This window comes from Variovorax sp. PMC12, from assembly GCF_003019815.1.
Classification (GTDB): Bacteria; Pseudomonadota; Gammaproteobacteria; order Burkholderiales; family Burkholderiaceae_C; genus Variovorax.
In genome coordinates, this window is sequence record NZ_CP027773.1 from 3758678 (window position 1) to 3785353 (window position 26676).

A 26676-nucleotide genomic window follows, 5' to 3' on the forward strand; every position below is an offset into this window, starting at 1 on the left:
AATGAGCGAGACAGTGAACACCTTCGAAGCACAACAACAGGGCCGCCCGACCGGCCCGCTGGTGCGCGGCTATGAAGTCATCATCGGCTTCGAGACGCACGCGCAGCTTTCCACCGCGAGCAAGATCTTCAGCCGCGCCTCCACCGCCTTCGGCGCAGAGCCCAACACGCAGGCTTGCGCGGTCGACCTCGCGCTGCCCGGCACGCTGCCCGTGATGAACAAGGGCGCGGTCGAACGCGCCATCAAGCTCGGCCTGGCGCTGGGCTCGCACATCGCGCCGCGCAGCGTGTTCGCGCGCAAGAACTACTTCTACCCCGACCTGCCCAAGGGCTACCAGATCAGCCAGTTCGAGATTCCCGTGGTGCAGGGCGGCGCGGTATCTTTCTTCGTGGGCGAGGAACAGAAGACCGTGCGCCTGGTGCGCGCCCACCTTGAGGAAGACGCGGGCAAGTCGCTGCATGAAGACTTCGTCGGCCAGAGCGGCATCGACCTGAACCGCGCCGGCACCCCGCTGCTGGAGATCGTGACCGAGCCCGACATGCGCTCCACCGCCGAGGCCGTGGCCTATGCGAAGGAGCTGCACAAGATCGTCACCTGGATCGGCATCTGCGACGGCAACATGCAGGAAGGCAGCTTCCGCTGCGACGCCAACGTGTCGGTGCGCCGGCCCGGCGACAAGCTCGGCACGCGCCGCGAGATCAAGAACCTGAACAGCTTCAAGTTCATGCAGCAGGCGATCGACTACGAGATCCGCTGGCAGATCGAGGAAATCGAGGACGGCCGCTCGATCGAGCAGGCCACCGTGCTGTTCGACCCCGACACCGGCGAGACGCGCGCGATGCGCGCCAAGGAAGACTCGGCCGACTACCGCTACTTTCCCGACCCCGACCTGCCGCCGCTGGTGATTGCCGCCGACTGGATCGAGCGCGTGAAGGCCACCATGCCCGAGCTGCCGCGCGCGATGGCCGAGCGCTATGTGCGCGACCACGGCCTGTCGGAATACGACGCCGCCCAGCTCACGCAGAGCGCCGCGCTCGCCGGCTACTTCGACGAAGCCGTGAACGCGGGCGCCACGCCCAAGCTCGCGAGCAACTGGATCACCGGCGAAATGGCGCGCCGCCTGAACGCCGCCGAAATCGGCATCGAGGCCGCGCCGGTGAAGGCGCAGCAACTGGCCCAGCTGGTCAAGCGCATCGCCGACGGTACGCTGCCCAACAACGCCGCGCGCCAGGTGTTCGACGCGCTGTGGACCGGCGAGGGCAGCGATGTCGACGCCATCATCGAGGCGAAAGACCTGAAGCCGATGAACGACACCGGCGCGCTCGACAAGATCCTCGACGAGGTGATCGCGAAGAACGCCAAGAACGTCGAGGAATACCGCGGCGGCAAGGAGAAGGCGCTCAACGCCCTCGTGGGCCAGGTCATGAAGGCCAGCGGCGGCAAGGCGAACCCTGCGCAGGTCACCGAACTGCTGAAGGCCAAGCTGGCCTGATCGAATGAAGCCGGGGCCTTGCGCAAGGCCCCGGTTGCTTCAGCGGTTGTTGCCGCCGTTCTGGGGCGACCAGAGCAGCTTGAGGCGCGCGCGCTCTTCGTCGAAGCGCGCATTCACCCGCTTCTTCTCTTCTTCCTGCTCGCCGATGAAGCGGTTCTGCACCGCCACGCTCTGCGTGTTGTCATCGAGCCTGCGCCGCACCGAGCCGGGCGCCTTGCCCGGGTCATGCTTGTAGAACTCCATCTCCTCGTCGATCTTGCGGCGGTCTTCGGCCAGCTCGGCGATGCGCTTGCGCGCCGCCTGCGTTACCGCATCGATCTGCGCCAGCGCCTCGGCGCGTTCGCGGTCGTGCGTGGCGGCATTCGGATAGCGCACCAGCAAGGCCCGCTCGCGCCGGCGCTCGTCAGTGAGGCGGGCGGCCTGGATGGCGGCTTCGCGGGCGCGGTCTTCGCGCTCCTGCAGCTCGCGCGCCGTGTACGTCGGCTCGACCTTGCGGCGGACGGAGCCGCTCGGGTTGAGCTCGCGCTGCTCGCGGTCGCTGCATTCGGCAATGGGCCGGTCGGCGGTCAGCGTGCGGCCGCGGGCGTCGGTGCAGGTGAAGATGCCGGGAGAGGCGCCTTCCGGTTTCTGCGATTGCGCATGCAACGCCCCGCAGAAGCCCGAGGCCGCCATGATCGATGCCGCCGCCAGCAGGCGAATCGGCTTGCCGTTGTCGCGTGCGTCGTGCATCGGCTGTACGCCTCAGCTCGCGCCGTAGCGCGTGCGGTAGGCCAGCACGCGTTCGCGATGCGTGCCCAGGTCGGCCGCCGCGTTGCCCGACAGATAGCTCAGCAGGTCGTCCAGCGTGGCGATGGCGATCACCGCCAGGCCGAGCTGGTTGCGCACGTACTGCACGGCGCTGTGGTCCACGTCGACGCCGTTCTCCGTGGCTTTCTCCTGGCGGTCGAGCGCGATGGCCACGGCATGCGGCGTGGCGCCGGCGGCCTGGATGGCGGCGATGGATTCGCGCACTGCCGTGCCGGCCGACATCACGTCGTCGACGATCAGCACGCGGCCCTTGAGCAGCGCGCCGACCAGGTTGCCGCCTTCGCCGTGCGCCTTGGCTTCCTTGCGGTTGTAGGCAAAGGGGTAGTTGCGGCCCCGGCGGGCCAGCTCGGCGGCCACCGTGGCGCCCAGCGGAATGCCCTTGTAGGCGGGGCCGAAGATCATGTCGAATTCGAGCCCGCTCTCGATCAGTCGGTCTGCATAGAATCCCGCGAGACGGGCGATCTTGCCGCCGTCGTCGAAGAGTCCCGAATTGAAGAAGTAAGGACTCATTCGGCCGGCTTTGGTCTTGAATTCGCCAAAACGCAGCACGCCGGCATCCAACGCGAACTGGACGAAGTCCTGTGCGACCGCGCTGCTTTTCTGACTATCTACAGCCATCGGAATTTCCTTGTGTTCAAACTGACCAGTCTCAATCTCAATGGCCTGCGTTCGGCCGCTACCAAAGGCGTGGCCGACTGGGTGGCCGAACTTGCGCCGGATTGTATTTGCATGCAGGAGATCCGCGTCCAGGCCAGCGACGTGGAAGGCCGCTTCGAGGAGATGGCGGGCCTGAAGGGCCACTTCCACTTCGCCGAGAAAAAGGGGTACGCCGGCACTGCCATCTACACCAAGCACGCTCCGAGCCAGGTCGTGGTGGGCTGGGGCGACGCCGAGTTCGACGCCGAGGGCCGCTACCTGGAACTGCGCTTCGACACGCCTGGCCGCAAGTTCTCGGTCATCAGCTGCTACTTCCCGAGCGGCAGCTCGGGCGAGGAACGGCAGGAGGCCAAGTTCCGCTTCCTCAAGGGCTTCTTCCCGCACCTGGTGGCGCTCAAGAAGGAGCGCGAGTTCGTCCTGTGCGGCGACATCAACATCGCCCACCAGCAGATCGACCTGAAGAACTGGCGCGGCAACCAGAAGAACAGCGGCTTCCTGCCCGAGGAGCGCGCCTGGATGACGCGCCTGCTCGACACCGGCACCGAAGGCGCGGGCCTGGTCGACGTGTACCGCAAGCTCAAGCCCGACACCACCGACGAGGCCTACACCTGGTGGAGCAACCGCGGCCAGGCCTACGCGAACAACGTGGGATGGCGGCTGGACTACCACCTGGCCACGCCGGCCATCGGCGCGCTGGCACGCACCGAGCAGATCTACAAGACCGTGAAGTTCTCGGACCATGCGCCGATCACGGTGGAATACGACTTCACGCTGTAAGCTGGCCCATACCGCTCAGCGCGACAACTCGGGCAGCGCCTTCACCAGCGTGGCGACGAAGGCCTGCATGGCTTCGGTCTCGTGCGCGCCGCGCTTGGTGATGCGGTAGAAGTCGAGCCCCACCTTCGGCTTGGCCAGCACGTCGGTGCGCACGCGGTGGCGGCGGCAGGCCGCGAGCGCGAAGGTCGGCATCACGGCGGTGCCGAAGCCGGCCTCCACCATCGAGATCAGCGTGCCGAAGAAGTTGAACGCGGGCCGCTGCGCGTCGGCGCAGCCGATGGTGGCCAGGTGCTGGTCGATCACCTTCTGGATCGGGTTGCCGGGCGGCAGGCCGACCAGTTCCGCGCCGCGCAAGGACGACCACGGCGCGGTGCCGACGCCCGGTGGCACATCGGCATCGTCGTCGAGACGGCTCACCCGCATCAGCTGGAAGCGGCCGACGGGTGTGCGCTCCAGCCCGGGCGCGGCCTTGAAGAAGAAGCCCAGGCCCATGTCGGCATCGCCGGCCGCGACCATCGCCTCCACGTCGCGCAGGTCGGCGTCGAACAGCCGCAGGCTGACTTGCGGATGCGCCGCGCGGAAGGTGGAGAACACCTGGGGCAGCAGATGCGACGACACCAGCGGCGTGGCCGCGATGCGCAGCGTGCGGCGCGCCGCGTCGCCCGCCGCGCCCAGCTCGGCGGCCACGTCGTCGAGGTCGGTCATGAGCCGCTCGACCACCGGCAGCAGCCGCCGGCCTTCGGGCGTGAGGCTCACCACGCGCGTGGTGCGCTCGAACAGCCGGCAGCCGAGCTGCTTTTCCATCTCGCGGATCAGGATGCTGAGGCCGGCCTGGGTGATGTGCGCCTGCTCGGCCGCGCGGGTGAAGTTGCCGATGCGCGCCACGTGCAGGAACGCGCGCATCTGGCGGGTCGAGAGGTTCATAAGGATTCATGATAAATCCATATCACATCTAAATTTCCCAAATGGTTTGACTGCGTTCCTAATGCGCGCCGAGGCACAACGCACCAACACCAACGACCATGAGCAACGAAGTCATCATCCTGGGCGCCGGCATCGGCGGCCTGACCCTGGCGCTGAGCCTGCACCAGGCCGGCATCCCCTGCCGCGTGTACGAGGCCGTGCCCGAGCTGAAGCCGCTGGGCGTGGGCATCAACCTGCTGCCGCACGCGGTGCGCGAGCTCAGCGAACTCGGCCTGCTGAGCGCGCTCGACAGGGTCGGCGTGCGCACGCAGGAGGCGGTGTTCTTCACCGAGCACGGCCAGCTGGTCTTTCGCGAGCCGGCGGGACAGCATGCGGGCTACGACTGGCCCCAGTTCTCGATCCACCGCGGCGACCTGCAGACCGTGCTGCATGAAGAGACGCTCAGGCGCCTGGGCCCCGGCAGCGTGGTGTGTGGCCACCGCTGCACCGGCGTGACGCAGGACGCCGAGGGCGTCACCGTGCACTTCGCCGACGCGCCGGCGGTGCGCGGCGCGGTCGCGGTCGGCTGCGACGGCATTCACTCGGCATTGCGCAAGCAGCTCTATCCGAACGAAGGCGCGCCGCGCTATTCGGGCATCAACATGTGGCGCGGCACCGCGCGCTGGAAGCCCTTTCTCTCGGGCGGCAGCATGGTGCGCGCGGGCTGGCTCGCGGTCGGCAAGATGGTGATCTACCCGATCCGCAACGACATCGACGCCGAAGGCCACCAGCTCGTGAACTGGGTCGCCGAGATCCACGCGCCGCAGCCCGCCATGCGCGACTGGAGCCGCGCCGGCCGGCTCGAAGACTTCCTCCCCGCGTTTGCCGACTGGCATTTCGACTGGCTCGACGTGCCGGCGCTGATCCTCGCCTCCGACACCATCCTCGAATATCCGATGGTCGACCAGGACCCGCTGCCGCGCTGGACCCACGGCCGGCTCACGCTGCTGGGCGACGCCGCGCACCCGATGGTGCCGCGCGGCTCCAACGGCGCCGGGCAGGCGATCATCGACGCGCGCTTCCTGGCAGGCGCGCTCAAGGACCAGGGCGTGGGCACGGCCGCGCTGGAAGACTACGACCGCGTGCGCGTCAAGGCCACCACCGAGGTGGTGCTGACCAACCGCAGCAACCCGCCCGACGCGATCCTGCGCGAAGTGTTCGAACGCTCGGGCGGCAAGCGCTTCGAGAAGATCGAGGACGTCGTGCCCGTGGCCGAGCTGCAGGCCATCTCGGACAACTACAAGCGCGTGGCCGGCTACGACCCCGTCACCCTGAAGGCGCGCGCTTCCTACCTTTGAGCATCACTGAAAAAAACACGGAGACACCACCATGCGTTCGCTTCTCAAGAAGACCCTTGCCACCCTGCTCCTGGCCGCCGGCGCCACCGCCGCCTGCGCCTGGCCCGACCAGCCGATCACGCTGGTGGTGCCCTACACGCCCGGCACCGGCATCGACCTGGTGGCACGCCAGCTCTCGGCCCGCCTGCCCGCGAAGCTGGGCCAGCCGGTGGTCGTCGAGAACGTGGCCGGCGCCAGCGGCAACATCGGCAGCGAGCGCGTGGCGCGCGCCAAGCCCGACGGCTACACGCTGATGGTGCAGGTCAACACGCTGGTCATGAACCGCAGCCTCTACCGCTCGCTGAGCTACGACCCGGTGGCCGACTTCGCGCCGGTGTCGCTCACTTCGTGGGGCACGCTGCTGCTGGTGACGAACCCGAACGTGCAGAAGGCGACGACCGTGTCGCAGATGGTGAGCGCGGCCAAGGCGGCGCCCGGCAAGCTGACGTACGCCACGCCGGGCGTGGGCACGCCGCACCACCTGTCGATGGCGCTGTTCATGCAGGGCACGGGCACCGAGATGCTGCACGTGCCGTACAAGGGCACGGCCGGCGCGGTGACCGACCTGCTGGGCGGGCGCATCGACTACATGTTCCTGCCGGTGCACGTGGCGCTGCAGCACATCCAGGTCGGCAAGCTCAAGGCCATCGCCACCGGCAGCAGCAAGCGCCTGCCGCAGCTGCCCGACGTGCCGACGCTGGCCGAGGCCGGCGTGACGGCCGACAACGTCGACATGTGGTACGGCGTGCTCGCGCCCAAGGGCACGCCGCCTGACGTGGTCGCGCGGCTCAACAAGGAAATTGCTGCAGTGCTCAAGCAGCCCGAGGTGGCGACGTCCTTCGAGTCGCAGGGCATGGTGCCCGCAAGCTCGACGCCGGCGGAGTTCGGCGCGTTGATCAGGAAAGACGCGGACCGCTGGGCCGCGGTGGTGAAGCGCGGCAACATCACTGCCGACTGAGGCCGCAGCAGCAGGCTCAGCGCGGCGCCGAGGCCTTCCCCGCGTGCCGCGCCAGGTGCACCTGGTGCAGCGTGATCTTGCGCACCTCGGCCTGGCTGGTCTCGATGTGCGCGCGCAGCAGCATCGCGGCCTGGTCGCCGCGGTTCGCGCGCACGGCCTTCAATATCTTCGCGTGCTCGTCGTAGGTGGCGTCGATGCGCGGCTGCTTGGTGAAGTCGAGCCGGCGGATGATGCGGATGCGGTCGGTCACGTCGCCGTGCACGCGGGCCATCTCGGCATTGCCTGCGGCTGCCACCAGCGAGCAATGGAAGGCCTCGTCCCACTGCGCCACCTGCGCCATGTCGGCGCTGCGCTGCGCCGCCGGCACGAGCCAGATGCCGGCCAGCGTTTCCAGCAGGCCGCGGTCGATGTGGCGGTCGGTCTCGCACAGCCGGTGCACGGCGGTGGTCTCCAGCACCATGCGCAGGTCGTAGAGCTGCTCGAACTGGTCGAAGTCGAACGGCAGCACGCGCCAGCCGCTGCGGAACAGCACTTCGACGAATCCCTCCTGCTGCAGCCGGAACAGCGCTTGGCGGATCGGCGTGCGCGACACGCCCAGGCGTTCGCTGATCTCGTTCTCGGTGAAGCGGTCGCCGGGCACGAGGATGAAGTCGGCCACGTCGCGCTTGAGCTGCGCGTAGACCTCGTCGGCGCGCGTGCGGAAAACGGTGGGGTCGGCGGGAGCGGCGGGGCTGGGTCGAACGGTAGACACGGAGGGGATGTTAGTCGCAGGAAGGCACGTCACGACGGGCTGTGCAGCACCGCGAGCAAGGCGGCGCTCGGCGCGGTCCAGCCGACGATGCCGCCCTGGGCGCGCACCATGTCGAGCGTGGCCGCCTTGAACGCCGGAAAATAGCTTTCGGTGCAGTCTTCCAGCAGCAGGCTGTCGTAGCCGCGGTCGTTGGCTTCGCGCATGCTGGTCTGCACGCAGACCTCGGTCGTGACGCCGCCGAACAGCAGGTGGGTGATGCCGCGCTGCTGCAGCAGTTCATGCAGGCCGGTGGCATAGAACGCGCCCTTGCCGGGCTTGTCGATGACGATCTCGCCGTCGATGGGGGCAAGTGCTTCGATGATCTGGTTGCCGGGCTCGCCGGCCACGAGGATGCGGCCCATGGGGCCCTGGTCGCCGATGCGCAGCGTGGGGTTGCCGCGGTTGCGCTTGGCGGGAGGACAGTCGCTGAGGTCCGCTGCGTGCGCTTCCCGTGTGTGCACCACGAGGCCACCGGCTTGCCTCCACGCCCGCAGTGCTTCCTTGGTTGCGGGGACGATGGCTTCGAGCAGCGAGACATCGTTGCCCAGCGTTTCGCCGAAGCCGCCGGGCTCGATGAAGTCGCGCTGCATGTCGATCAACACCAGTGCGGTGCGGGCCACTTCGAACCCGTAGGGGAAAGGGTTTGCCTGTTCTATGCGCATGTGCTTGCTCGCTGTTTATTCATGCCGCTGTCTTCAACGGCTCGTGGTGCCCGCCGCCCATGTGCGCCCCGATCACATGCCGTTCGGCTCCGGCAGCCGGCGTCTCGAACACGATCTGGCCTTCGCTCATCACGACGATGCGGTCCGCCAGTTCGAGCAGTTCGTCGAGGTCTTCGCTGATCAGCAGCACCGCTCCGCCCTTCTCGCGCACCTGCACGATGCGCGAGTGGATTTCGGCGACGGCCGCGAAGTCGAGGCCGAACACGGGGTTCGCGGCGATCAGCACGTTGATGTCGCCGGCCAGCTCCCGCGCCAGCACCGCGCGCTGCACGTTGCCGCCCGAGAGGCTGCGAATCGGCGCGCCCTCGCCCTGGGTCTTCACGCCGTACTCGGCGATCCATTCGCGTGCCCGGCTGCGCCAGTACGGAAAGCTCAGCACGCCGCCGCGCGACAAAGGCGGTTGGTCGAAATCACGCAGCGCCATGTTCTCGGCAACGCTGAGGTCGCCGACACAGGCGTTGCGCAGCGGCTCTTCCGGGAGGCTGCGGACCTTGAGCTTGCGGTTCTCGGCGCGGTGCGCACCGTAGGGCTGCCCCATCACCGTGACCTTGCCCGCAAGGCGCGGACGCTGGCCGACGAGGGCCTCCACAAGTTCGCGCTGCCCGTTGCCGGACACACCGGCCACGCCAAGGATCTCTCCCGCGCGCACGGACAGGCTCAGGTCGTGCAGCGCCAGCGTGCCGCGATCACCTTGCGCCTTGAGTCCTTCGACCTTCAATGCAACCGGCGCATTGGCGGGCACGGGCTTCCTCGCGATCGGCGTCGATGCCGTTGCCTGCTCGCCACCCATCATGGCCTGCGCCAGCTGCGCCGGGCTGGTGTCGGCCACGCGGCAGTGATGCACCGCCTTGCCCCGCCGCAGCACGGTGACGCTGTCGGCATACGCCATCACCTCGCGGAACTTGTGCGTGATGATGAGCACCGTGCACAGCCCGCTGCGCGCGAACTCGCGTACGTGGCCCAGCACCTCGTCGGCCTCCTGCGGCGTGAGCACCGAGGTCGGCTCGTCGAGGATCAGCAGGCGCGGCTTCAGGTACAGCTGCTTGAGCAGTTCGAGCTTCTGCTTCTCGCCGGCCGCAAGCTCGGACGGACGCACATCGAGGTCGAGGCTGAACGGCGTGGTCGCAAGAAATTCCTTCAGCTCCGCGCGCTTCGTCTTCCAGTCGATCAGCGCCGGCGTCTTGCCACCCGCGAGCAGCAGGTTTTCCGCCACCGTCATGCCCGGCGCCAGCGTGAAATGCTGGTACACCATGCCGATGCCCAGCGCGCGCGCCACGATGGGGTTGGCGATGTCCTGCTCGCGTCCGTCGATCAGGATGCTGCCCTCCTCCGCGCGCTGGAAGCCGGCCACGCACTTCACCAGGGTGCTCTTTCCCGCGCCGTTCTCGCCGAGCAGCGCGTGCACGGTGCCGGGCTCGACGCGCATGGTCACGCGGTCCATGGCGGTGAAGGCGCCGAAGCGTTTGGTGAGCTCGTAGGTGTCCAGCGCGAGCGCGCCTTTGCCTGCGGGGAGGCCACCGATTGCGTTAGGTGATGTGGCGCTCATGTGTTTTTTCCTTCGCGTCTTTGCATGTTCGGGGTGCGTGCACAGGCCACCGGGTACTCCCCTCCGCGAATGTCCCCCGCCCTTCGGGCTCCTCCTTTATTTCGCTGCGGGGAGCACCCGGCACCCTGTGCACATCGAGCGCGGCTCTCGTGTTGGCCGATCAACGACGGCTCTGAATGCTCACGCTGGCGGGGTGCCTTGCGCAGCGAAATAAAGGAGGAGGGGCGAAGCCCCGGGGGACGTTCGCGGAGCAAGGCACCCCGTCGGCGTGAGCAGCGCCCTGAACAAAGGCAACTCATACAACCGCCAGCAAAGCCTGCGAAGTCGCATGCGCCCCGAACACGCCACCCTGCATCGTGATCATCTTCAGCGCCGCAAGATGATTTCCGTAGTCCGTCGCAGCCGTGCAGTCCGACAACAGCAGGCACTCGAACCCTCGGTCGTTGGCGTCACGCATCGTCGTGTGCACGCACACGTCGGTGGTGATGCCCGCAAGGATGATGTTCTCGATGCCGCGCGTACGCAGGATCAGTTCGAGGTCCGTCGCATAGAACGATCCCTTGCCCGGCTTGTCGATCACCACCTCGCCCGGCAGCGGCGCCAGCTCAGGAATGATCTCCCAGCCCGGCTCGCCGCGCACCAGGATGCGCCCGCACGGCCCGTCGTCGCCGATGCCCACGCCGTTCGCGCCGATCTGCCGCGAACGCCAGCGCTTGTTGGCCGGCAGGTCGCCGAGGTCGGGCCGGTGCCCTTCGCGCGTGTGGATGATGTGATAGCCCAGCGGCCGCAGCGCCGCCAGCGTGCGCGCGATCGGCTTGATCGGCGCCTGCACCAGCGACAGGTCGTAGCCCATCACGTCGACATACCCGCCCTTGCCGCAGAAGTCGGTCTGCATGTCGATGACGATGAGCGCGGTGTTGTCGGGCCGCAGCGCGCGGTTGTAGGGCCAGGCATAAGGCTCGGCGGCCACGTGGCGTTCGGTGGTGTTGGCGATGGTGGCGGTCATGGTCGTCATCCTGCGTAGTTGCGCTGCGGCGGCGCGAAGCCGCAACTCGTGCCGTCGGTCACCTTCACCTCGGCGCTCCACGGCAGCCTGTAGGTGCCGGCGGCCATGTCGTGCATGTAGGTGTAGGGGCAGTCCTGCGCGCCGCCCTTCACCGCCACGTACCCGCGGTGATAGAGCTGGTAGATGTTGTTCTCCACGCCCCAGCCGGTGCGGGCCTCGCGCACGAGGTCGGGGCGCAGCTCGGCGGTGATGATCTCGTCCGCGCGGCCGCCGCCCTCTACCAGCACCGTGCCGTCGAAGTTGCAGAACATGCCCTCGCCCATCGAGTCGAAGCTGCCGTCGCTGCCGCACAGGCACACGCTCGCGGTGTAGGCGAGGTTGCAGAAAGCGTTGGCCTGGTTGGTGATCTTCCACGCATGGCGGATGGGCGCGGTGTAGCCGGCCGTGCGCAGGATGATGTCCGCGCCCTTGTATGCGGCCTCGCGCGCCATCTCGGGGAACATGCCGTCGTGGCAGATGATGAGCGACAGCTTGCTGCCGTTGGGTCCGTCGCACACCGGAATGCCCAGGTTGCCGGGCTCCCAGGGTTCGACCGGCACCCACGGGTGCAGCTTGCGGTAGTAGAGCCTGATCTCGCCGTGGTCGTCGATGATGAGCCCGCTGTTGTACGGGTTGCCGCCGGGGTTGGCCTCCATGATGGAGAAGCAGCCCCAGATGCGGTGTTCGACGCAGGCCTGTTTGAAGGCCGCCACCTCGGGACCGTCGAGCGTGCACATGATCTCGGGGTTGGTGTCCATCGAGAGCCCGTGCAGCGCGTATTCCGGGAACACCACGAGGTCCATGGTCGACTGGTTGCGGCGGGCCTTGCCCACCATCTCGCAGATGCGCTGCGTTTGTGCGGCGAGTTCGGCCGGCGTCTTCACGCTCGGCAGTTGCAGCTGCACCAGACCGACGACGACGCCGTGCGCCGATTTGTTGAGGCCTCCGAGACCGCTCATGACATTCAGCTCCTTGTGGAAGAGAGTTCGCCGGGGCTGCCGACGGCCGCGCTGCCCGGCTTGCAGGTGAACACCAGGATCACCAGCGTGAGCACATAGGGCACGGTGTTGAAGAGGTGGTAGCCCCAGCCGATGCCGATGGATTGAAGCGCCGGCCCGATGGCGCCCGCGCCGCCGAAGAGCAGCGCCGCGCCCACGCAGCGCAGCGGGCTCCAGCGCGCGAAGATCACGAGCGCCACCGCGATCAGGCCCTGCCCGCTGGAGATGCCTTCGTTCCAGCTGCCCGGATAGAAAAGCGTGAGCGACGCACCGCCGAGCCCCGCGATGAAGCCGCCCGCCGTGGTGGCCGCGATGCGCAGGCCCGAGACCGAGTAGCCGAGCGCGCGCGTGGCCTGTGCCGAATCGCCCGCCATGCGCACCAGCAGGCCGGCACGCGTGCGCGCGAAGCCCCACCACAGCAGCACCGCGAGCGCCACGCCGATGGGCACCAGCGCATTGAGCTGCAGCGCCGAGCGCACCACCGTGTTGTCGCTCCAGAAGCCCAGCGGAATCGCGGGAATCTGCGGTGCCTGCGGCTGGATGAGCGGCTTGCCCAGATAGAACGCGAGGCCGGTGCCGAGCAGCATCAGCGCGATGCCGGTGGCCACGTCGTTCACGCGGTCGAGCGAGCACAGCAGGCCGTGCAGCAGCGCGAGCGCCGCGCCGGCCACCGCGCCGACCAGCACGCCGAGCCAGGCCGAATCGGTGAGGTACGCGCCGCCGAAGGCCGCCATGGCCGACAGCACCAGCACGCCTTCGAGCCCGAGGTTGATGCGGCCGGATTTTTCGGTGAGGCACTCGCCCAGGCTCACGAACAGAAACGGTGCACCCACGCGCAGCGCGCCGCCGACGATGCCGGCCACCAGCGCGATCCATTGGTCGGCAGTCATGCGATGTGGCTCCTGTCGTAGTGCTTGGCCTCGGGCAGCATGCGGTCGCCGAACTTCTTCCAGTTGACCGTGCGCAGTCCCTCGCTCGCGAGGATCAGCACGAAGGCGATGCCCTGCAGCACCAGCACCGATGCATCGGGCAGGCCGAGGCGCCGCTGCAGCAGGCTGCCCGCCGCGCCGAAGCCGCCGAACAGGATCGCCACCGGCACGATGGCCACCGGGTTGTGCCGCGCGATGAACGACACCAGGATGCCTGCGTAGCCATAACCGGCGATCAGCGAGGCGTTGGCGTTGGTGTGCACCGCCGCCACCTCGACCGCGCCCGCGAGCCCCGCGCAAGCGCCGCCGAGGCCGCAGGCCGAAAGAATGAGCCGCGTGGCCGGCAGCCCCACCAGTTGCGCGGTGCGCGGGTTGCCGCCCACCACGCGCACCGAGAAGCCCGAGGCCGTGGCGCGCAGCCACCAGCCGAGCCCCAGGCAGGCCACGACGCCGATCACCAGGCCCCAGTGCACGTCGGAACCGCCGATGCCGCCTATCAGCAGCCCGTCGTTCAATGCATGGGTCGAAGGCTTGTTCAGGCTCGCCGGGTCGCGCAGCGGCCCTTCGACCAGGTGCTTGAAGATGCCGATGGCGATGTAGGCCAGCAGCAGGCTGCTGATGGTTTCGTTGATGCCGCGAAACTGCCGCAGCCAGCCCGCGAGAACGATCCACACCGCGCCGGCGATGGCGCCCGCGATGCACACGATCACCGTGCCGGCGGCATTGGCGGGCAGCGGCACCGCATGCGCCAGCGCCGCGCAGGCCAGCCCGCCCAGCACCAGCGCGCCTTCGCCGCCGATGATGATGAGCCCCGCGCGCGCGGGCAACGCCACGCACAGCGCGGTGAGCATCAGCGGCGCGGCGCGCTGCAGCGTGTTCTGCCACGAGAACCAGTCGCCGAACGCGCCCTTGAACAGCGTGGCCCAGACCTCCACCGGGTCGACGCCCGCGAAGGCCACCAGCAGGCCGAACACCAGCAGCGCCGCCGCGATGGCGAACACCGGCAGGGAAAACTCCTTGAGGACACTGCGCATGATGAAGTCTGCTTTCAGGTCAGGGCCGTCGCGCAACCGGCTTCGCCGGGCCGCTGACGGCGCCCCCTTGCCAAGGCGGTGGGCGAAGCGGCATGCAGTGCGCGAAGCCTGGGGAATGTCATCCGATGCTTCCGACGACGCCTTCGACGAGGTAGTTCATCTTCTCGAGCTCCAGGTCGGTCTGCTTGAGCACCTTGCCGGCCGGCACCACCACCGCGCCCTTGTTGTCCTTGATGCCGTCCTTGAAGATGTCGAAAGTGCCCGCGATCATCTTCGCCTTGATGTCGTCGGCCTGCTTCTTCGCGGCGTCGGGCACCATGGGGCCGTAGGCGGACATCTTCACGTAGCCCTCCTTCAGGCCGCCGCGCAGGAAGTTCGGATGCGGCTTGCCGGCCTGGGCGGCGTCGATGATGGTCTTGTAGGCGGTGAGCCAGTTCCACTCGGCGCCGGTGAGGTACGCGTTGGGCGCCAGCTTGGCCTGGCTCGCGTGGTAGCCGCAGACCATCTTGCCGCGCTTGGCCGCCGTCTCGACCACCACCTTGGGGCCGTCCACATGCATCGTGAACACGTCGCAGCCCTGGTCGGCCAGGCTGTTGGTGGCTTCGGCTTCCTTCACGGCCATCGACCAGTCGCCCGTGAAGATCACGCTGCAGGTGATGTTCGGCTTGACCGAGCGCGCGCCCAGCGTGAAGGCGTTGATGTTGCGCAGCACCTGCGGAATGGGCTTGGCCGCGACGAAGGCGATCTTGTTGCTCTTGGTCATGTGCGCGGCGATCACGCCGTTCAGGAACTGGCACTCGTCGATGTAGCCGAAGAAGCTGCCCACGTTCTTCGGGTGCTTGCCTTCGGTCCAGAGGCCGCCGCAGTGCGAGAAGCGCACGTCGGGGTTCTTGGGCGCCACCGCGAGGATGTGCGGGTCGAAGTAGCCGAACGACGTGGGGAACAGCAGCTTGGCGCCGTCCTGAGAAATCATGCCGGCCATGGTCTTCTGCACGGCGGCGGTCTCGGGCACGTTCTCTTCTTCCACCACCTTGATGCCGGTCATCTTCTTGACTTCGGCGGCCGCCTGCGCGTGCGCCTGGTTGTAGCCGTAGTCGTCGCGCGCGCCGACGTAGATCACGCCGACGGTGAGCGGCTTGGCCTGTGCGCCGGCAAGGGCGCTCCAGCTTCCGAGCGATCCGGCGGCGCCCAGCGCGGCCAGGGTCTTGAGGGAATCGCGGCGATTGAGAGGGCTGGTCATGACGTACTCCGTTGCTGGAAAACAGGTTGAAGGATCGAAGGAAAAAAGAAGTGCCTGGGGGTCTCAGCCCAGCAGGCTGACGTGGGCCGAAACCACGCGCCAGCCCTCGGGCGTGCGCATCCAGGTCTGGCTCTGGCGGCCGGTGCGCTCGGCGCCTTCGCGGCGGAACTCGCAGTTCGCGGTGGCGAAGTCGCGCCCGTAGGTGGTGATGACGGTGACGAGCAGTTCGCGCGCAAGGCCCTGCGAGGGGCGCGACGCGCGAAAAGCCCGGATCTCGTCGTAGCCGTAGAGGTTTTCGGTGGCGCCGTAGCGCAGCGTGGTCGGGCTGTTCCAGAACAGTTCGTCGAGCACCTCGACCTTGTTGTTCACCAGCGCGTCCTCGTAGCGGGCGAAGGCGGCCTGCACCTCGGCGAGCACGTCGGGCAGGTTGATGTCGCTTGCGTTCATGCGGGTGTCTTCTCCACATTCAGTGCGGCGACGGGCGCATGCGCCACGCCTGCGGCTTCGAGTGCCGCGGCCACGCGCAGCACGAGGTCTTCGCGCCAGGGCGCGGCGATCACCTGCACGCCGATCGGCAGGTCGGGAAGATCCGGCAGGTTGGCGTGCGCGCTCCATACCGGCACCGCGCACACCGGCAGGCCGATGCATGAGAAGGGCTGGGTCAGCAGCCCCATGTTGGGCCGCACCGGCAGCACCTGGCCGTTGACCTCGAAGGTCTCCGCGCCGATCGGCGTGGCCGCGCTGGGCGTGGCCGGTGCCAGCAGGATGTCGTAGCGGGCGAACAGGCGCGCCACCGCCTCGGCATACACCCGGCGCACGCGCTGCGCGCGCGCCACCCAGGCGGCAGGCAGCAGCGCACCGGCCAGGAAGCGGTCGCGCGACAGCGGCTCGAAGTCGTGCGCGCGGCGGCGCAGGTCGTCCAGGTGCAGCGCGGCGCCTTCGGCGTTGGTGATGAGGAAGGCGGCGGCGCGCCCGGCCTCCACCAGCGGCAGTTCGACGCTGGCCCGCGAGACGCCCGAGCCCAGCGCATCGGCGACCAGATCGACGGCGGCCAGCGCCTGGGCGCCGGCGCGCTGGTGAAAGTAGCCGCCGAGCACGCCGATGCGCAGGCCCCGCGCGCCCTGCGCCAGCACGCCAGACACCGGTTCGACGGCCCGCTGGGCGCAGCCGGGGTCGTGCGGGTGGCCCGCGTCCTCGGGTCCCTGCAGCGCGTCGTAGACCAGCGCCAAATCGCGCGCCGAACGGGCGAAGGGGCCGAGATGGTCCAGGCTGGACACGAACGGAAAGCTCCCGGTGCGCGGCAGCCGCCCGAAGGTGGGCTTCAGGCCGAACACGCCGCACAGCGACGCGGGCACGCGGATCGAGCCGTTGGTGTCGGAGCCCAGCGTGAGCGGCACCTGTCCCGCGGCCACCGCGGCGCCCGAGCCGCCCGACGAACCGCCCGCGATGCGCGTGAGGTCGTGCGGATTGCGCGTGGGGCCTTCATGGCTGTTCTCGGTGGTGAAGCCGTAGGCGTACTCGTCCATGTTGAGCGCGCCCACCAGCACGGCGCCCGCGCGCTCCAGCCGCCGCACCAGCGCTGCGTCTGCGCGTGCGGGCGCGGTCTGGTGCTCGATCTTCGAGCCAGCGAGCGTGGGCAGGCCGGCGATGTCGAACAGGTTCTTCACCGCGAAGGGCACGCCGAGCAGCGGCAGTTCGCGGGTGCGCGCGCCGTTCGACGACGCCAGCGAGGCATCGACCTGCGCCGCGCGGCGCAACGCGCGCTCGGCCAGCACGGCGGTGAAGGCGTTGACCCGGCCATCGGTGGCGTCCACGCGCTCGAGGCTGGCCTGCACCAGCGCAGTGGCGCTCGCGGCGCCGGAGCGCACCGCTTCGGCCATGGCCGTCGCGTCGCGCCCGAGCAGATCCGCCGCGCTCATGCTTCCTTCTCCTCGGGCTCCACCGGCGAGAAATGCACCGCCGGCTCGGCCGACATGGGCAGCGGCACCGACTCCACCACCGCGGCGAACTCGGCCGCGAGCGCGAAGTAACGCAGCACGCCGGGGCGGTGCGCGGGCGACAGGGGCAAGGCGAGCGCCGCGGCGGCGGCGTCGACGTAGCTTTCGGTCTGCGTGGGTGTCATGGTCGGCTCCTTGTGTCGATGCCCTAGCGGCGGACTTCGCGCTGGAAGATGTCGAGGCTGAGCTTCTTCATGGCCACGAAGCTCTCGGTGCTCAGCGTTTCCACGGTGCGCGGGCGGGCATCGCCATAACGCAAGATCTCGGCCACCCGGGTGGGCCGCTTGGTCAGCAGCAGCACTTCGTCGGCCAGGTACACCGCCTCTTCGAGGTCGTGCGACACCAGCAGCATGGTGGTGCCGGTCTGCATGAACACCTCCTGAAGCTTCTCGCGGATGAAAAGCGTCATCTCGAAGTCCAGCGCCGAGAAAGGCTCGTCAAGGAACAGCACCTCCGGGTTGGGCGCGAGCGCACGCATGATCGACGCGGTCTGCTGCTGGCCGCCCGAGAGTTCGTACGGAAAGCGCTTGAGGTCGAACTTCACGTCGAAGGACGCCACCAGCTCCTCCATGCGCCGGTCGACCTCGGCCTTGCTGCGCCCTTCGAGCTTCAGCGGGTAGGCGATGTTGTCGATGGTGCGCATCCACGGGAACATCGCTTCGCGGTAGTTCTGGAACACGTAGCCGATCTTGGTGTCCTTGCGTTGCTTCCCGTCGAACAGGATCTCGCCCGAATCGATGGGAATGAGCCCCGCGATCATGTTGATGAGCGTGGACTTGCCGCAGCCGTTGGGCCCGAACACCGACACGATGGCGTGCTTGGGAATGTCGAGGTCGAAGTTCTCGTACAGCGGCCAGCCCGCGAAGTACTTGGTGAGGCCGCGGATGGTGATGTGCGTGCCGGCCGGGCCGGGCCTGAAGGCCGGCCTGGGCACGTCGGCATACACCGGGCCGTTGATGACGATGTCCTGCGTGACTTTCATCTTCCGCTCCAGTGCACGATGCGGCGTTCTGCGATGAGGAAGAGGATGTTGAGCGCGTAACCCAGCGCACCCGCCGCAAGAATCGCCGCGTACATGCTCTTCACGTTGAGCACCTGCTGCGCGTCGATGATGCGGTGGCCCAGCCCCGTGTCGGAGCCGATGAACATCTCGGCCACGATGACGATCACCAGCGCCATCGACACCGCCGAGCGCAGGCCCACGAAGCTGGGCTGCAGGCTTTCCCACACCAGCACGTCCTTGAAGATCTGCCAGCGCGAGGCGCCCATGACGCGCGCCGCCATCACGCGCTGCTTGCGTGCGTTGATGACGCCGTAGGCGCTGTTGAACACCACGATGAGCAGCGCGCCGAAGGCCGCGATGGCCACCTTGTTGACGTCGCTCACGCCGAAGATCAGCAGGAACAGCGGAATCAGCGCGGACGACGGCGTGGAGCGGAAGAAGTCGATCAGGAACTCCACGCTGCGGTACGCCTTCTCGTTGCTGCCCAGCAGCACGCCCAGCGGCACCCCGATGGCCGCCGCGATGACGAAGGCCTGCACGGTGCGCCACACGGTCATGGCGAAGTCGGTGAGCAGCGGACCGCCGGCCAGGCCGGTGATGAGCGCGGCGATGGTGTCGGCGGGCGTGGGCAGCAATATCGGCTTGATGAAGCCCAGGCGCACCACCAGGTCCCACGCGATGAACAGCACCACCGGGCCGATGAAGGGCAGCATGCGGTCGCGCAGCGGCGGCCTGGGCGCGGCAGTAGCGGCACTGGCCGGCGGGGTCCACGGCGCGGCCGTGGTGACGTTGGCTTCACCCATTGGGAACTCCTTCAGGATTGCTTTTTCGGGAACACCGAGGAACCGGCTTTGCCGGGCCTCAGGTGTTGCCCCCGGTAGGGGGTTGACGAAGCGACACGAAGTGCGCGAAGGCTGGGGGCGAGCCTCATGTCAGGCCTTGTAGAGCAGCGCGTCCACCGGCACCTTCTTCTCGAAGATGCCTTTCTCGGTGAACAGGTCGTAGAACTTCTGGAAGTACGCGACGTCGCTGGGCTTGAACTCGTTGTAGAGCATGTAAGACGCGAGCGGCACCTCGGCCGTGAGCTTGCCTTCGATGGCGGTGTAGCCCTTCATGAACTGGCGTGCCTCGTCGGGCTTGGTGCGCACCAGCTCCACGCCGCGCGCATAGGCGGCGATGTACTTCTTAGCGATCTCCGGGTTCTTCTTGATGAACTCGGTGGTCAGGCTGGCTGCACCGCCGTGCCAGGGCGCCATCGGGTCGCCGAGGATGTACCTGGCAACCACGCCGGCCTCGATGACGCGCGTGGTGCCGTTCATGCGGCCCACGGTGCCGGTGGGCTCCAGCGTGTAGCAGGCGTCGACCTGGCCCGCGACCAGCGCTGCCACGTGCTGGCCGATGGGCAGCTCGCTCACGGTCGCGCCCTTGGCGCCCGCGCGCTCCAGCATGGTCTTGCACAGCGTGACGTTCTGGATGCCGGGGCCCGAGGCGACCTTCTTGCCGGCCAGCTCGGCCATGGTCTTGATGGGGCTGTCCTTGGCGACGATGAATTCGTCGAGCACGTATTTCGCGTTGCTCGGGTTGGTGCAGAAGATCTTGAACAGGCCCGGCTGCGCGATCTCGCCGATGGCGAGGTTGGCCGAGCCGGTGCCGTTGGCGCTGCCGTCGCAGCGGCCGGCGAGCATGCCTTCCATCACCTGCTGCGCGCCGGCGAACTTGAGCGGCTCGACGTCGAGGCCGGCTTCCTTGAAGTAGCCCTTGTCGACCGCCGCGAAGAACGGCAGGCCGGCGGCCACGGGCCAGAAGCCGATGCGCAGCTTTGCCGCACCCTGCGCACGCACGATGGCGGGCGCGGCCAGCACGGCCAGCCCGGCGGCGCCGGCCTGCAGCAACTGGCGGCGGCTGCCGCGGTTCGACGCGGGAGGTTTTTCTTGGTTGCTCATCGGAACTCCTGATCAGTTGGAACTCGGGGTGGCGCGGCTCGCGACGTATGCGCGCCAGCCGCCATGGAGGGTCACGTCCTGCGCGCCGGCCAGGGCATGGCCCTCGCAGATGAAGCCTTTGACCCAGCTGCCGTCGGACAGCTGGACGCTGCCCAGGCCCAGGGGCGGCGGAATGAGGGCGAGAAAGCTGCCGACCTGCGCCAGGGGCACGGCCCACACTTCGAGCGCGATGGCGGCGCCGCCCGCATCGCCTTCGGCCACGCGCTGCAGGCCGGGCTTGGGCGGCACGGTGCCCGGCAGCGCGTAGAGGCGGTAGAAGGGCGAGGTCGTCGTGGCACGCAGCAGCGTGGCTCCACGTTCAGCGAGCTGGCTGTTGAGCGGCATGCCCGAGAGATGCGCGCCGACCACGGCGATGGACAGGGTGTCCGCGCCTGGCGCGGCAAGGCCGGGAATGGCGCGCGGCGCGGGCAGCGGCTCGCCGGTCGCGCCTTGCGCGAGCCCGGTGGCGTGGTGGTAGCGCTGGCCCAGGTCGGCCAGGGCGAGGTCGCTGCCGCAGGGGCCGATCAGCGTGATGCCGAAGGGCAGGCCGTCCGCGCGCAGGCTGCTGGGCACGGAGAGCGCGGCGTAGTCGAGCAGGTTGACGAAGTTGGTGTACGCGCCGAGGTTGCGGTTGAGCGCCACCGGGTCGGCGCGCATCTGCTCGCGGGTGTAGTGCGTGGGCGCGGTGGGCACGAGCAGCACGTCGATGTCGCGCCACATCGGCTCGACCTGCTGCGCGATGGCGCGCAGCCGTGCCTGGGCCTCGAACACGTCGGCGGCGCCGTAGTTGCGCCCGCTCGCGAGGATGCCGCGCACGGGCTCGATGACCTCGTCGCCGTGCGCATCGAAGAACTCGCGCACCGCGGCGTAGCGCTCGGCGACCAGCGCGCTTTCATAGAGCAGCGCGGCGGCCTCGGCGAGCGGGGCATAGGAAATAGTGACGGGCGAGCCGCCCATGGCCAGCAGCCGCGCGGTCGCGTCGTTGAACGCCCGTTCGGCGGCGGTGTCGCCGAAGAAGCTCAGCCTGTCGGGCACGCCGAAGCGGAAATGCGCGGGCAGCGGCTTGCGGCTCAGGGGAATGTCGCGGGAGTAAGGGTCGCGCGCGTCATGGCCCGCGGCGGCCAGCAGCACGTCGACCGCCGTGGCGACGGTGCGCGCGAAGATGGAGACGCAGTCGGCGCTCTGCGCCGCGGGCACCACGCCGAAGGTGCTCAGCAGGCCGCGCGAAGGCTTGAGGCCGACGATGTTGTTGAGCCCGGCCGGCACGCGGCCCGAGCCCGCGGTGTCGGTGCCCAGCGCGAAGTCGACCTCGCCGGTTGCCACCACATAGGCCGAACCCGAGCTGGAGCCGCCCGAAACGTACCGTGCGTCGAAGGCGTTGGGCACCTCGCCGTACGGCGAGCGCGTGCCGTTCAGGCCGCAGGCGAACTGGTCGAGGTTGGTCTTGCCGGCCAGCGATGCACCGGCTTCGAGCAGGCGCTGCACCACGGCCGCGTGGACCGTGGGGAGCCGGTCGAAGGCCGGGCAGGCCGCCGTGGTGGGCACGGCGGCCACGTCGATGTTGTCCTTGACCGCGAAGCGCAGTCCGGCGAGCGGCAGGGCGAAGTCCAGGGCCTTGCCGGCCGCCGCATCCGCCAAGGGCGCGGCGAATTTCGCGATCCAGGCGGCGTCGGGCGACCCGCTTTCCCGGTTTTCTTCATGCACCATCATTAGGCATCCAAACATGTGTACAAGTTGAGATGCAAACGGCGTGCCAGCGGCTGCCGAGGTCGCGCAGCCCGCTCGATAGGTATCAGCCGTTGGGTGTCATGTCGTGAAACACCGCGGAACCGGCTTCGCCGGGCCGCAGGTGTTGCCCCCCTGCAAGGGGGTTGGCGCAGCGACACGAAGTGCGCGAAGCCTGGGGGTGAGCTATTTCCTTGCGTCGCGGTAGAGCTTCTCGACCTTGGGCAGGTTGGCTTCCAGCTTCGTGATGCGGTCCGGCCCGCTCGGGTGCGTGGAAAGGAAGTTCAGGCTCCCCTGGTTCTTCGACGCCGCGGCCATCTTCTGCCACAGCGACACCGAAGCCTTCGGGTCGTAGCCCGCGCGCGCCGCGAGTTCCAGCCCCACGAGGTCGGCCTCGGTCTCGTCGCTGCGGCTGAACTTGAGGGTGATGAGCTGCGTGCCCGCGCGCGCCGCCAGGTCGCCCACCTGGCCCCAGCCGAGCATCTGCGCACCCAGCGAGAGCACCGCGCCGGTGCCCGCGCTCTTGGCCATGCGGGCGCGCGCGTGTTCGCGCAGCGCGTGAGCCATTTCGTGGCCCATGACCATCGCGACCTCGTCGTCCGTGAGCTTGAGCTGGTCGAGGATGCCGGTGAAGAAGGCGATCTTGCCGCCGGGCATGCAGAAGGCGTTGATCTGCTTGCTGCCGATCAGGCTGACCTCCCACTTCCAGCTGCGGGCGCGCGAGTTCCACGGCGTGGCAAACGGAATGAGGCGGGTCGCGATGGCGCGCAGGCGCTGCAGCTGCGGGTCGTTGTCGCCGGCGAGCGCGCCCTTGGCGCGGGCCTGTTCGAGCAGCTGGCCGTATTGCTGCACCCCGGCCGCCTCGATCTTGTCGGCGGGCACGAGGTTGCGCGCCACCGATGCCTTGCCCACGTCGACCTGCGCCAGCGCCGGGCCGCCCAGCGCCGCGCCGGCGGCGGCCAGCAGGAAGGCGCGCCGGGGATTCCAGGGCGACGCCGCGGAAGGAAGGGCGGAGACGGCGGCGGTGCCGGAGGAAGAGCGCTCGCATCGTATGCACATAGGGGCCGGATCATAGGAACAAATGAAGACAAAGGGGCCGCCCGAGGGCCTGCGCCGCTCATGGACAATCCGGGCACATGTCCGCCTCGCCTGCCGAAACCCCCACCCCCCCTTCCCCGCCCTGGCGCGACGCCCTCAAGGTCTACCTGGAGCCCGCCACGCTGCGCATGCTGGCGCTGGGCTTCTCGGCCGGGCTGCCGCTGCTGCTGGTGCTGGGCACGCTGAGCTTTCGCCTGCGCGAGGCCGGCATCGACCGCACCACCATCGGCTACCTGAGCTGGGTCGGGCTGGCCTACGGCTTCAAGTGGGTCTGGGCGCCGCTGGTCGACCGGCTGCCGCTGCCGCCGCTGACCACGCTGCTGGGGCGCCGGCGCGGCTGGCTGCTGCTGGCGCAGGGGCTGGTCATCACGGGGCTGGTCGGCATGGCAATGAACGACCCGCGCCTGGGCCTCACGCCGCTGATCTGGTGCGCGCTGCTGGTGGCCTTCGGCTCGGCCACGCAGGACATCGCGCTCGACGCCTTCCGCATCGAATCGGCCGAGCCGCGCAAGCAGGCCGCGATGGCCGCCGCCTACCAGACGGGCTACCGCCTGGCGATGATTTGGGCCGGTGCCGGCGTGCTGTGGGTCGCGGCCTGGGCCGAGGTGGCGCCCGCCGTGGCCGCCACCGGCGCGGCCGCCTACCAGGACGGCGCCTGGAAGACCGCCTACCTGGTGATGGCGGCTTCGATGGCGATCGGCGTGTTCACGGTGCTGCTGTCGCCCGAGCCGGTGCCGCGCCTGCTGCCCAAGGCCCGCAACGCGGCCGAGTGGCTGCGCAGCGCGCTGATCGAGCCCTTTGCCGATTTCATCGGCCGCTACAAATGGCACGCGGTGCTGATCCTTTCGCTGATCGCCGTCTACCGCATCAGCGACGTGGTGATGGGCATCATGGCCAACCCGTTCTACGTGGACATGGGCTTCACCAAGGACGAAGTGGCCACGGTCAGCAAGATCTACGGCGTGGTCATGACGCTGGCGGGCGCCTTCGTGGGCGGCGTGCTGTCGATGCGCCTGGGCGTGATGCGGGTGCTGATGATGGGCGCCGTGCTCAGCGCCGCGAGCAACCTGCTCTACGCCTGGCTGGCGACGCGCGGGCACGACACCACGGCGCTGATCGCGGTGGTGTCGGCCGACAACCTGGCCGGCGGCATCGCATCGGCGGCCTTCATCGCCTATCTGTCGAGTCTCACCAACATCAGCTATTCGGCCACCCAATACGCGCTGTTCAGCTCTCTCATGCTGCTGCTGCCGAAATTCATCGCCGGCTATTCGGGTGCCTTCGTCGACGCCTACGGCTACAGCAACTTCTTCGTCGCCACAGCGCTGCTGGGCGTGCCGGTGCTGGTGCTGGTGGCGCTGGCCTCGCGGCTCACGATCATCACGAGCCCCACGGAGCGTCAATAGGGCCCGGGCCTTATAGGAATCCGCCGACGCGCCACGGCGCCTGCTACTGTTAGGCTGTTCCACGTTTACATTCGCTTTTTCCTTGGTTGTTTCCAGTTGTCAGCAAGCCCGCAAAAGATCGTGCCGTCCCGAATCCCCCCTCTTCAAATCAGCGCCTACACGGCGACCTCGGCCGTCGGCGTCGGCAAGGAAGCGCTCGCTGACGCGCTGGCGCAGTCGCGCAGCGGCCTGCGCGCCAACGATTTCGGCGACGACCCGCTGCCCACGTGGATCGGCCGCGTCGACGGCCTGGAAGAAGTCCGCCTGCCCGAATCGCTCGCCCACTGGGACTGCCGCAACAACCGGCTCGCCTGGCTGGGCCTGCATGCCGACGGCTTCATCGAGGCGGTGGCGGCTGCGCGCGAAAAGTACGGCGCGTCGCGCGTCGCGCTGATCCTGGGCACCTCGACCGCGAGCATCGGCGAGACCGAGCTGGCCTACACCCAGCTCGACGCCGAAGGCATGTTCCCGCCCGACCAGCGCCGCAGCGCGGTGCACACGCCGCATTCGATGGCCCTGTTCGTGCAAGAGGTGCTGGGCATCAGCGGCCCGAGCGAGACCATTTCCACCGCCTGCTCTTCGAGCGCCAAGGTGTTCGCCTCGGCCGAGCGGATGATCCGCCTGGGCCTGGCCGACGCGGCCGTGGTCGGCGGCGCGGACACGCTGTGCGGCAGCGTGCTGTTCGGCTTCAATTCGCTCGAACTGGTGTCGAGCGAACCATGCCGGCCCTTCGACGCCGGCCGCAAGGGCATCAGCCTGGGCGAGGCCGCGGGCTTCGCGCTGGTGGAGCGCGTGCAGGCGGGCGCCGATGCGTCCCCGCTGCACCTGCTGGGCTACGGCGAGGCGAGCGACGCGCACCACATGTCCACCCCCCACCCCGAGGGCCTGGGCGCCGAGCGCGCGCTCGACGAGGCGCTGGCGCGCGCCGGCCTCGCGCCCGAGGCCATCGACTACATCAACATGCACGGCACCGCGAGCCAGAAGAACGACGAGGTCGAGGGCGCGCTGGTGGCGCGCCGCTTCCCGGCCGGCACGCACGCCAGCTCGACCAAGGGCTTCATGGGCCACACGCTGGGCGCGGCGGGCATCGTCGAGGCCGTCATCAGCCTGCTGGCGATCGAGCGCGGCCTGAAGCCGGGCACGGTCAACACGCGCACGCTGGACGAGGGCTTCGGTCCGCAGATCAAGCTCGAGCCGGCGCACGGCGAGGTGCGCTACGCGCTGTCCAACTCCTTCGGCTTCGGCGGCAACAACTGCTCGCTGGTGTTCGGCAAGGCGGCGGCAGCATGAGCACGAGCACGACCGCCACCATGCCGCCGACCCTGTACATCGAAGGCCCCGCCTTCTGGACCCCCACCCTGCCCGGCTGGGATGCCGCGCGCGCCGCTTTCCGCGGCGAAGGCGCGCTGGCCGACCCGCCCGCCAAGCGCCCCGCGCCGCAGGTGCTGGCGCCGGCCGAACGGCGCCGCGCGCCCGACACGGTGGCGCTGGCCCTCGAAGTGGCCGCCGCCGCCATGGCCGGCGCGGGCCGAAACGCGGCCGACGTGCCCTGCGTGTTCACCTCGGCGCACGGCGACCTGTCGATCAACGACTACATGTGCGGCACGCTGGCCTCCGACCCCAAGATGCTGTCGCCCACCAAGTTCCACAACTCGGTGCACAACGCGGCCGTGGGCTACTGGACCATCGGCACCGGCTGCATGGCGGCGAGCAACGCGGTGTCGGCCTTCGAACACAGCTTCGCCTCGGGCCTGCTCGAGGCGGCGGTGCAATGCGCGGCCGACCAGGAGCCGGTGCTGCTGGTGGGCTACGACACACCCACCGTCGGCGCGCTCACCTCGGTGACCGACAGCCGCGGCCTGCTGGCGGTGGCGCTGGTGCTGGCGCCCGCGCCCAGCGAACGCACGGTGGCGGTGCTGCAGTGGTCGCTGGACGGCAGCGCCACGCAGGCCACACCGCCGCAGTCGGACGCGGCGAAATCGCTGGCCGGCATCAACCCGATGGCCGACGCGCTGACCCTCTTCGAATCGCTGGCACGGCTGGACGCGGGCACGCCCGCGCCGGTGGCGCTGCCGTTGTCCCCCACCCTTTCACTTCGGCTGCAGCTGCAGCCCATCGACCGGAGCTGACC

At 68.9% G+C, this 26676-nt stretch carries 26 protein-coding genes; 7 read left to right on the forward strand and 19 right to left on the reverse strand.

Annotated elements, in window-relative coordinates:
- Position 1: 1 nt before the first annotated feature.
- Positions 2-1492, forward strand: a complete 1491-nt coding sequence (gene gatB, locus C4F17_RS17370) for an Asp-tRNA(Asn)/Glu-tRNA(Gln) amidotransferase subunit GatB (RefSeq protein ID WP_106936066.1) — start codon at positions 2-4, stop codon at positions 1490-1492.
- Positions 1493-1531: 39 nt separating this feature from the next.
- On the opposite strand, the gene C4F17_RS17375 is transcribed toward gatB, so the two are convergent.
- Entirely contained in the window at positions 1532-2221 is a 690-nt protein-coding gene (locus tag C4F17_RS17375) for a DUF4124 domain-containing protein (RefSeq protein ID WP_106936067.1), read from the reverse strand.
- A gap of 12 nt (positions 2222-2233) precedes the next feature.
- Positions 2234-2917 (reverse strand): orotate phosphoribosyltransferase, encoded by a 684-nt coding sequence (pyrE, locus tag C4F17_RS17380; RefSeq protein WP_106936068.1) that lies wholly within the window; start codon positions 2915-2917, stop codon positions 2234-2236.
- Positions 2918-2929: 12 nt separating this feature from the next.
- Here pyrE and C4F17_RS17385 point away from each other — a divergent pair, with 12 nt between their 5' ends.
- Complete coding sequence (locus tag C4F17_RS17385; protein WP_081266991.1) at positions 2930-3733, forward strand: exodeoxyribonuclease III; 804 nt, start codon at positions 2930-2932, stop codon at positions 3731-3733.
- A 15-nt stretch (positions 3734-3748) separates the two neighbouring features.
- Here the strand turns inward: C4F17_RS17385 and C4F17_RS17390 are convergent, their stop codons facing one another.
- The gene (locus tag C4F17_RS17390) at positions 3749-4657 is read right to left on the reverse strand and encodes a LysR family transcriptional regulator (RefSeq protein WP_106936069.1); all 909 of its coding nucleotides are present in this window, start codon (positions 4655-4657) and stop codon (positions 3749-3751) included.
- Between the two features lie 98 nt (positions 4658-4755).
- Between C4F17_RS17390 and C4F17_RS17395 the strand changes: the two genes are divergently transcribed.
- Both C4F17_RS17395 and C4F17_RS17400 read left to right on the forward strand, forming a co-directional pair.
- Complete coding sequence (locus C4F17_RS17395) at positions 4756-5994, forward strand: flavin-dependent oxidoreductase (RefSeq protein ID WP_106936070.1); 1239 nt, start codon at positions 4756-4758, stop codon at positions 5992-5994.
- A 31-nt stretch (positions 5995-6025) separates the two neighbouring features.
- A complete protein-coding gene (locus C4F17_RS17400) occupies positions 6026-6991 on the forward strand; it encodes a tripartite tricarboxylate transporter substrate binding protein (protein ID WP_106936071.1) in 966 nt (321 codons plus the stop codon).
- Positions 6992-7007: 16 nt separating this feature from the next.
- On the opposite strand, the gene C4F17_RS17405 is transcribed toward C4F17_RS17400, so the two are convergent.
- From C4F17_RS17405 to C4F17_RS17480, 16 genes are all read right to left on the reverse strand, one after another.
- The gene (locus tag C4F17_RS17405; RefSeq protein WP_199851863.1) at positions 7008-7742 is read right to left on the reverse strand and encodes a GntR family transcriptional regulator; all 735 of its coding nucleotides are present in this window, start codon (positions 7740-7742) and stop codon (positions 7008-7010) included.
- 29 nt (positions 7743-7771) lie between these two features.
- The gene (locus C4F17_RS17410; RefSeq protein WP_106936073.1) at positions 7772-8443 is read right to left on the reverse strand and encodes a cysteine hydrolase family protein; all 672 of its coding nucleotides are present in this window, start codon (positions 8441-8443) and stop codon (positions 7772-7774) included.
- A 19-nt stretch (positions 8444-8462) separates the two neighbouring features.
- Positions 8463-10049, reverse strand: a complete 1587-nt coding sequence (locus C4F17_RS17415) for an ABC transporter ATP-binding protein (protein WP_106936074.1) — start codon at positions 10047-10049, stop codon at positions 8463-8465.
- 295 nt (positions 10050-10344) lie between these two features.
- Complete coding sequence (gene biuH / locus C4F17_RS17420) at positions 10345-11055, reverse strand: biuret amidohydrolase (RefSeq protein WP_106937600.1); 711 nt, start codon at positions 11053-11055, stop codon at positions 10345-10347.
- A 5-nt stretch (positions 11056-11060) separates the two neighbouring features.
- The gene (locus tag C4F17_RS17425; protein WP_106936075.1) at positions 11061-12053 is read right to left on the reverse strand and encodes a formamidase; all 993 of its coding nucleotides are present in this window, start codon (positions 12051-12053) and stop codon (positions 11061-11063) included.
- A gap of 5 nt (positions 12054-12058) precedes the next feature.
- Positions 12059-12982: an ABC transporter permease gene (locus tag C4F17_RS17430; RefSeq protein WP_106936076.1), complete on the reverse strand. Its 924-nt coding sequence runs from the start codon at positions 12980-12982 to the stop codon at positions 12059-12061.
- Positions 12979-14055, reverse strand: a complete 1077-nt coding sequence (locus C4F17_RS17435; RefSeq protein WP_106936077.1) for an ABC transporter permease — start codon at positions 14053-14055, stop codon at positions 12979-12981. Before C4F17_RS17435 ends, C4F17_RS17430 begins: the two co-directional genes overlap by 4 nt.
- Positions 14056-14173: 118 nt before the next feature.
- Entirely contained in the window at positions 14174-15295 is a 1122-nt protein-coding gene (locus tag C4F17_RS17440; RefSeq protein ID WP_106936078.1) for a BMP family ABC transporter substrate-binding protein, read from the reverse strand.
- Positions 15296-15358: 63 nt separating this feature from the next.
- Complete coding sequence (hpxZ, locus tag C4F17_RS17445) at positions 15359-15742, reverse strand: oxalurate catabolism protein HpxZ (protein WP_106936079.1); 384 nt, start codon at positions 15740-15742, stop codon at positions 15359-15361.
- On the reverse strand, positions 15739-17214 hold the full coding sequence (locus C4F17_RS17450; protein WP_106936080.1) for an AtzE family amidohydrolase: 1476 nt from the start codon (positions 17212-17214) through the stop codon (positions 15739-15741). The genes hpxZ and C4F17_RS17450 overlap by 4 nt, the downstream gene beginning before the upstream one ends.
- A complete protein-coding gene (locus C4F17_RS17455; protein ID WP_106936081.1) occupies positions 17211-17417 on the reverse strand; it encodes an AtzG-like protein in 207 nt (68 codons plus the stop codon). Before C4F17_RS17455 ends, C4F17_RS17450 begins: the two co-directional genes overlap by 4 nt.
- 23 nt (positions 17418-17440) lie before the next feature.
- Positions 17441-18274, reverse strand: coding sequence for an ABC transporter ATP-binding protein (locus C4F17_RS17460; protein WP_106936082.1), 834 nt, complete (start codon positions 18272-18274; stop codon positions 17441-17443).
- Entirely contained in the window at positions 18271-19098 is an 828-nt protein-coding gene (locus tag C4F17_RS17465) for an ABC transporter permease (protein WP_106936083.1), read from the reverse strand. Before C4F17_RS17465 ends, C4F17_RS17460 begins: the two co-directional genes overlap by 4 nt.
- Before the next feature lie 129 nt (positions 19099-19227).
- Positions 19228-20238 carry an ABC transporter substrate-binding protein gene (locus C4F17_RS17470; protein ID WP_106936084.1) on the reverse strand — a complete coding sequence of 337 codons (1011 nt, stop codon included), beginning with the start codon at positions 20236-20238 and terminating at the stop codon, positions 19228-19230.
- Between the two features lie 12 nt (positions 20239-20250).
- The gene (gene atzF, locus C4F17_RS17475) at positions 20251-21987 is read right to left on the reverse strand and encodes an allophanate hydrolase (protein ID WP_106936085.1); all 1737 of its coding nucleotides are present in this window, start codon (positions 21985-21987) and stop codon (positions 20251-20253) included.
- Between the two features lie 201 nt (positions 21988-22188).
- Positions 22189-23061, reverse strand: coding sequence for a M48 family metallopeptidase (locus C4F17_RS17480; protein ID WP_106936086.1), 873 nt, complete (start codon positions 23059-23061; stop codon positions 22189-22191).
- A gap of 77 nt (positions 23062-23138) precedes the next feature.
- Between C4F17_RS17480 and C4F17_RS17485 the strand changes: the two genes are divergently transcribed.
- From C4F17_RS17485 to C4F17_RS17495, 3 genes are all read left to right on the forward strand, one after another.
- A complete protein-coding gene (locus tag C4F17_RS17485) occupies positions 23139-24506 on the forward strand; it encodes an AmpG family muropeptide MFS transporter (protein ID WP_081268405.1) in 1368 nt (455 codons plus the stop codon).
- 120 nt (positions 24507-24626) lie between these two features.
- A complete protein-coding gene (locus tag C4F17_RS17490; protein ID WP_172839858.1) occupies positions 24627-25835 on the forward strand; it encodes a beta-ketoacyl-[acyl-carrier-protein] synthase family protein in 1209 nt (402 codons plus the stop codon).
- Positions 25832-26674, forward strand: a complete 843-nt coding sequence (locus C4F17_RS17495) for a beta-ketoacyl synthase chain length factor (RefSeq protein ID WP_106936087.1) — start codon at positions 25832-25834, stop codon at positions 26672-26674. Before C4F17_RS17490 ends, C4F17_RS17495 begins: the two co-directional genes overlap by 4 nt.
- Positions 26675-26676: the final 2 nt, after the last annotated feature.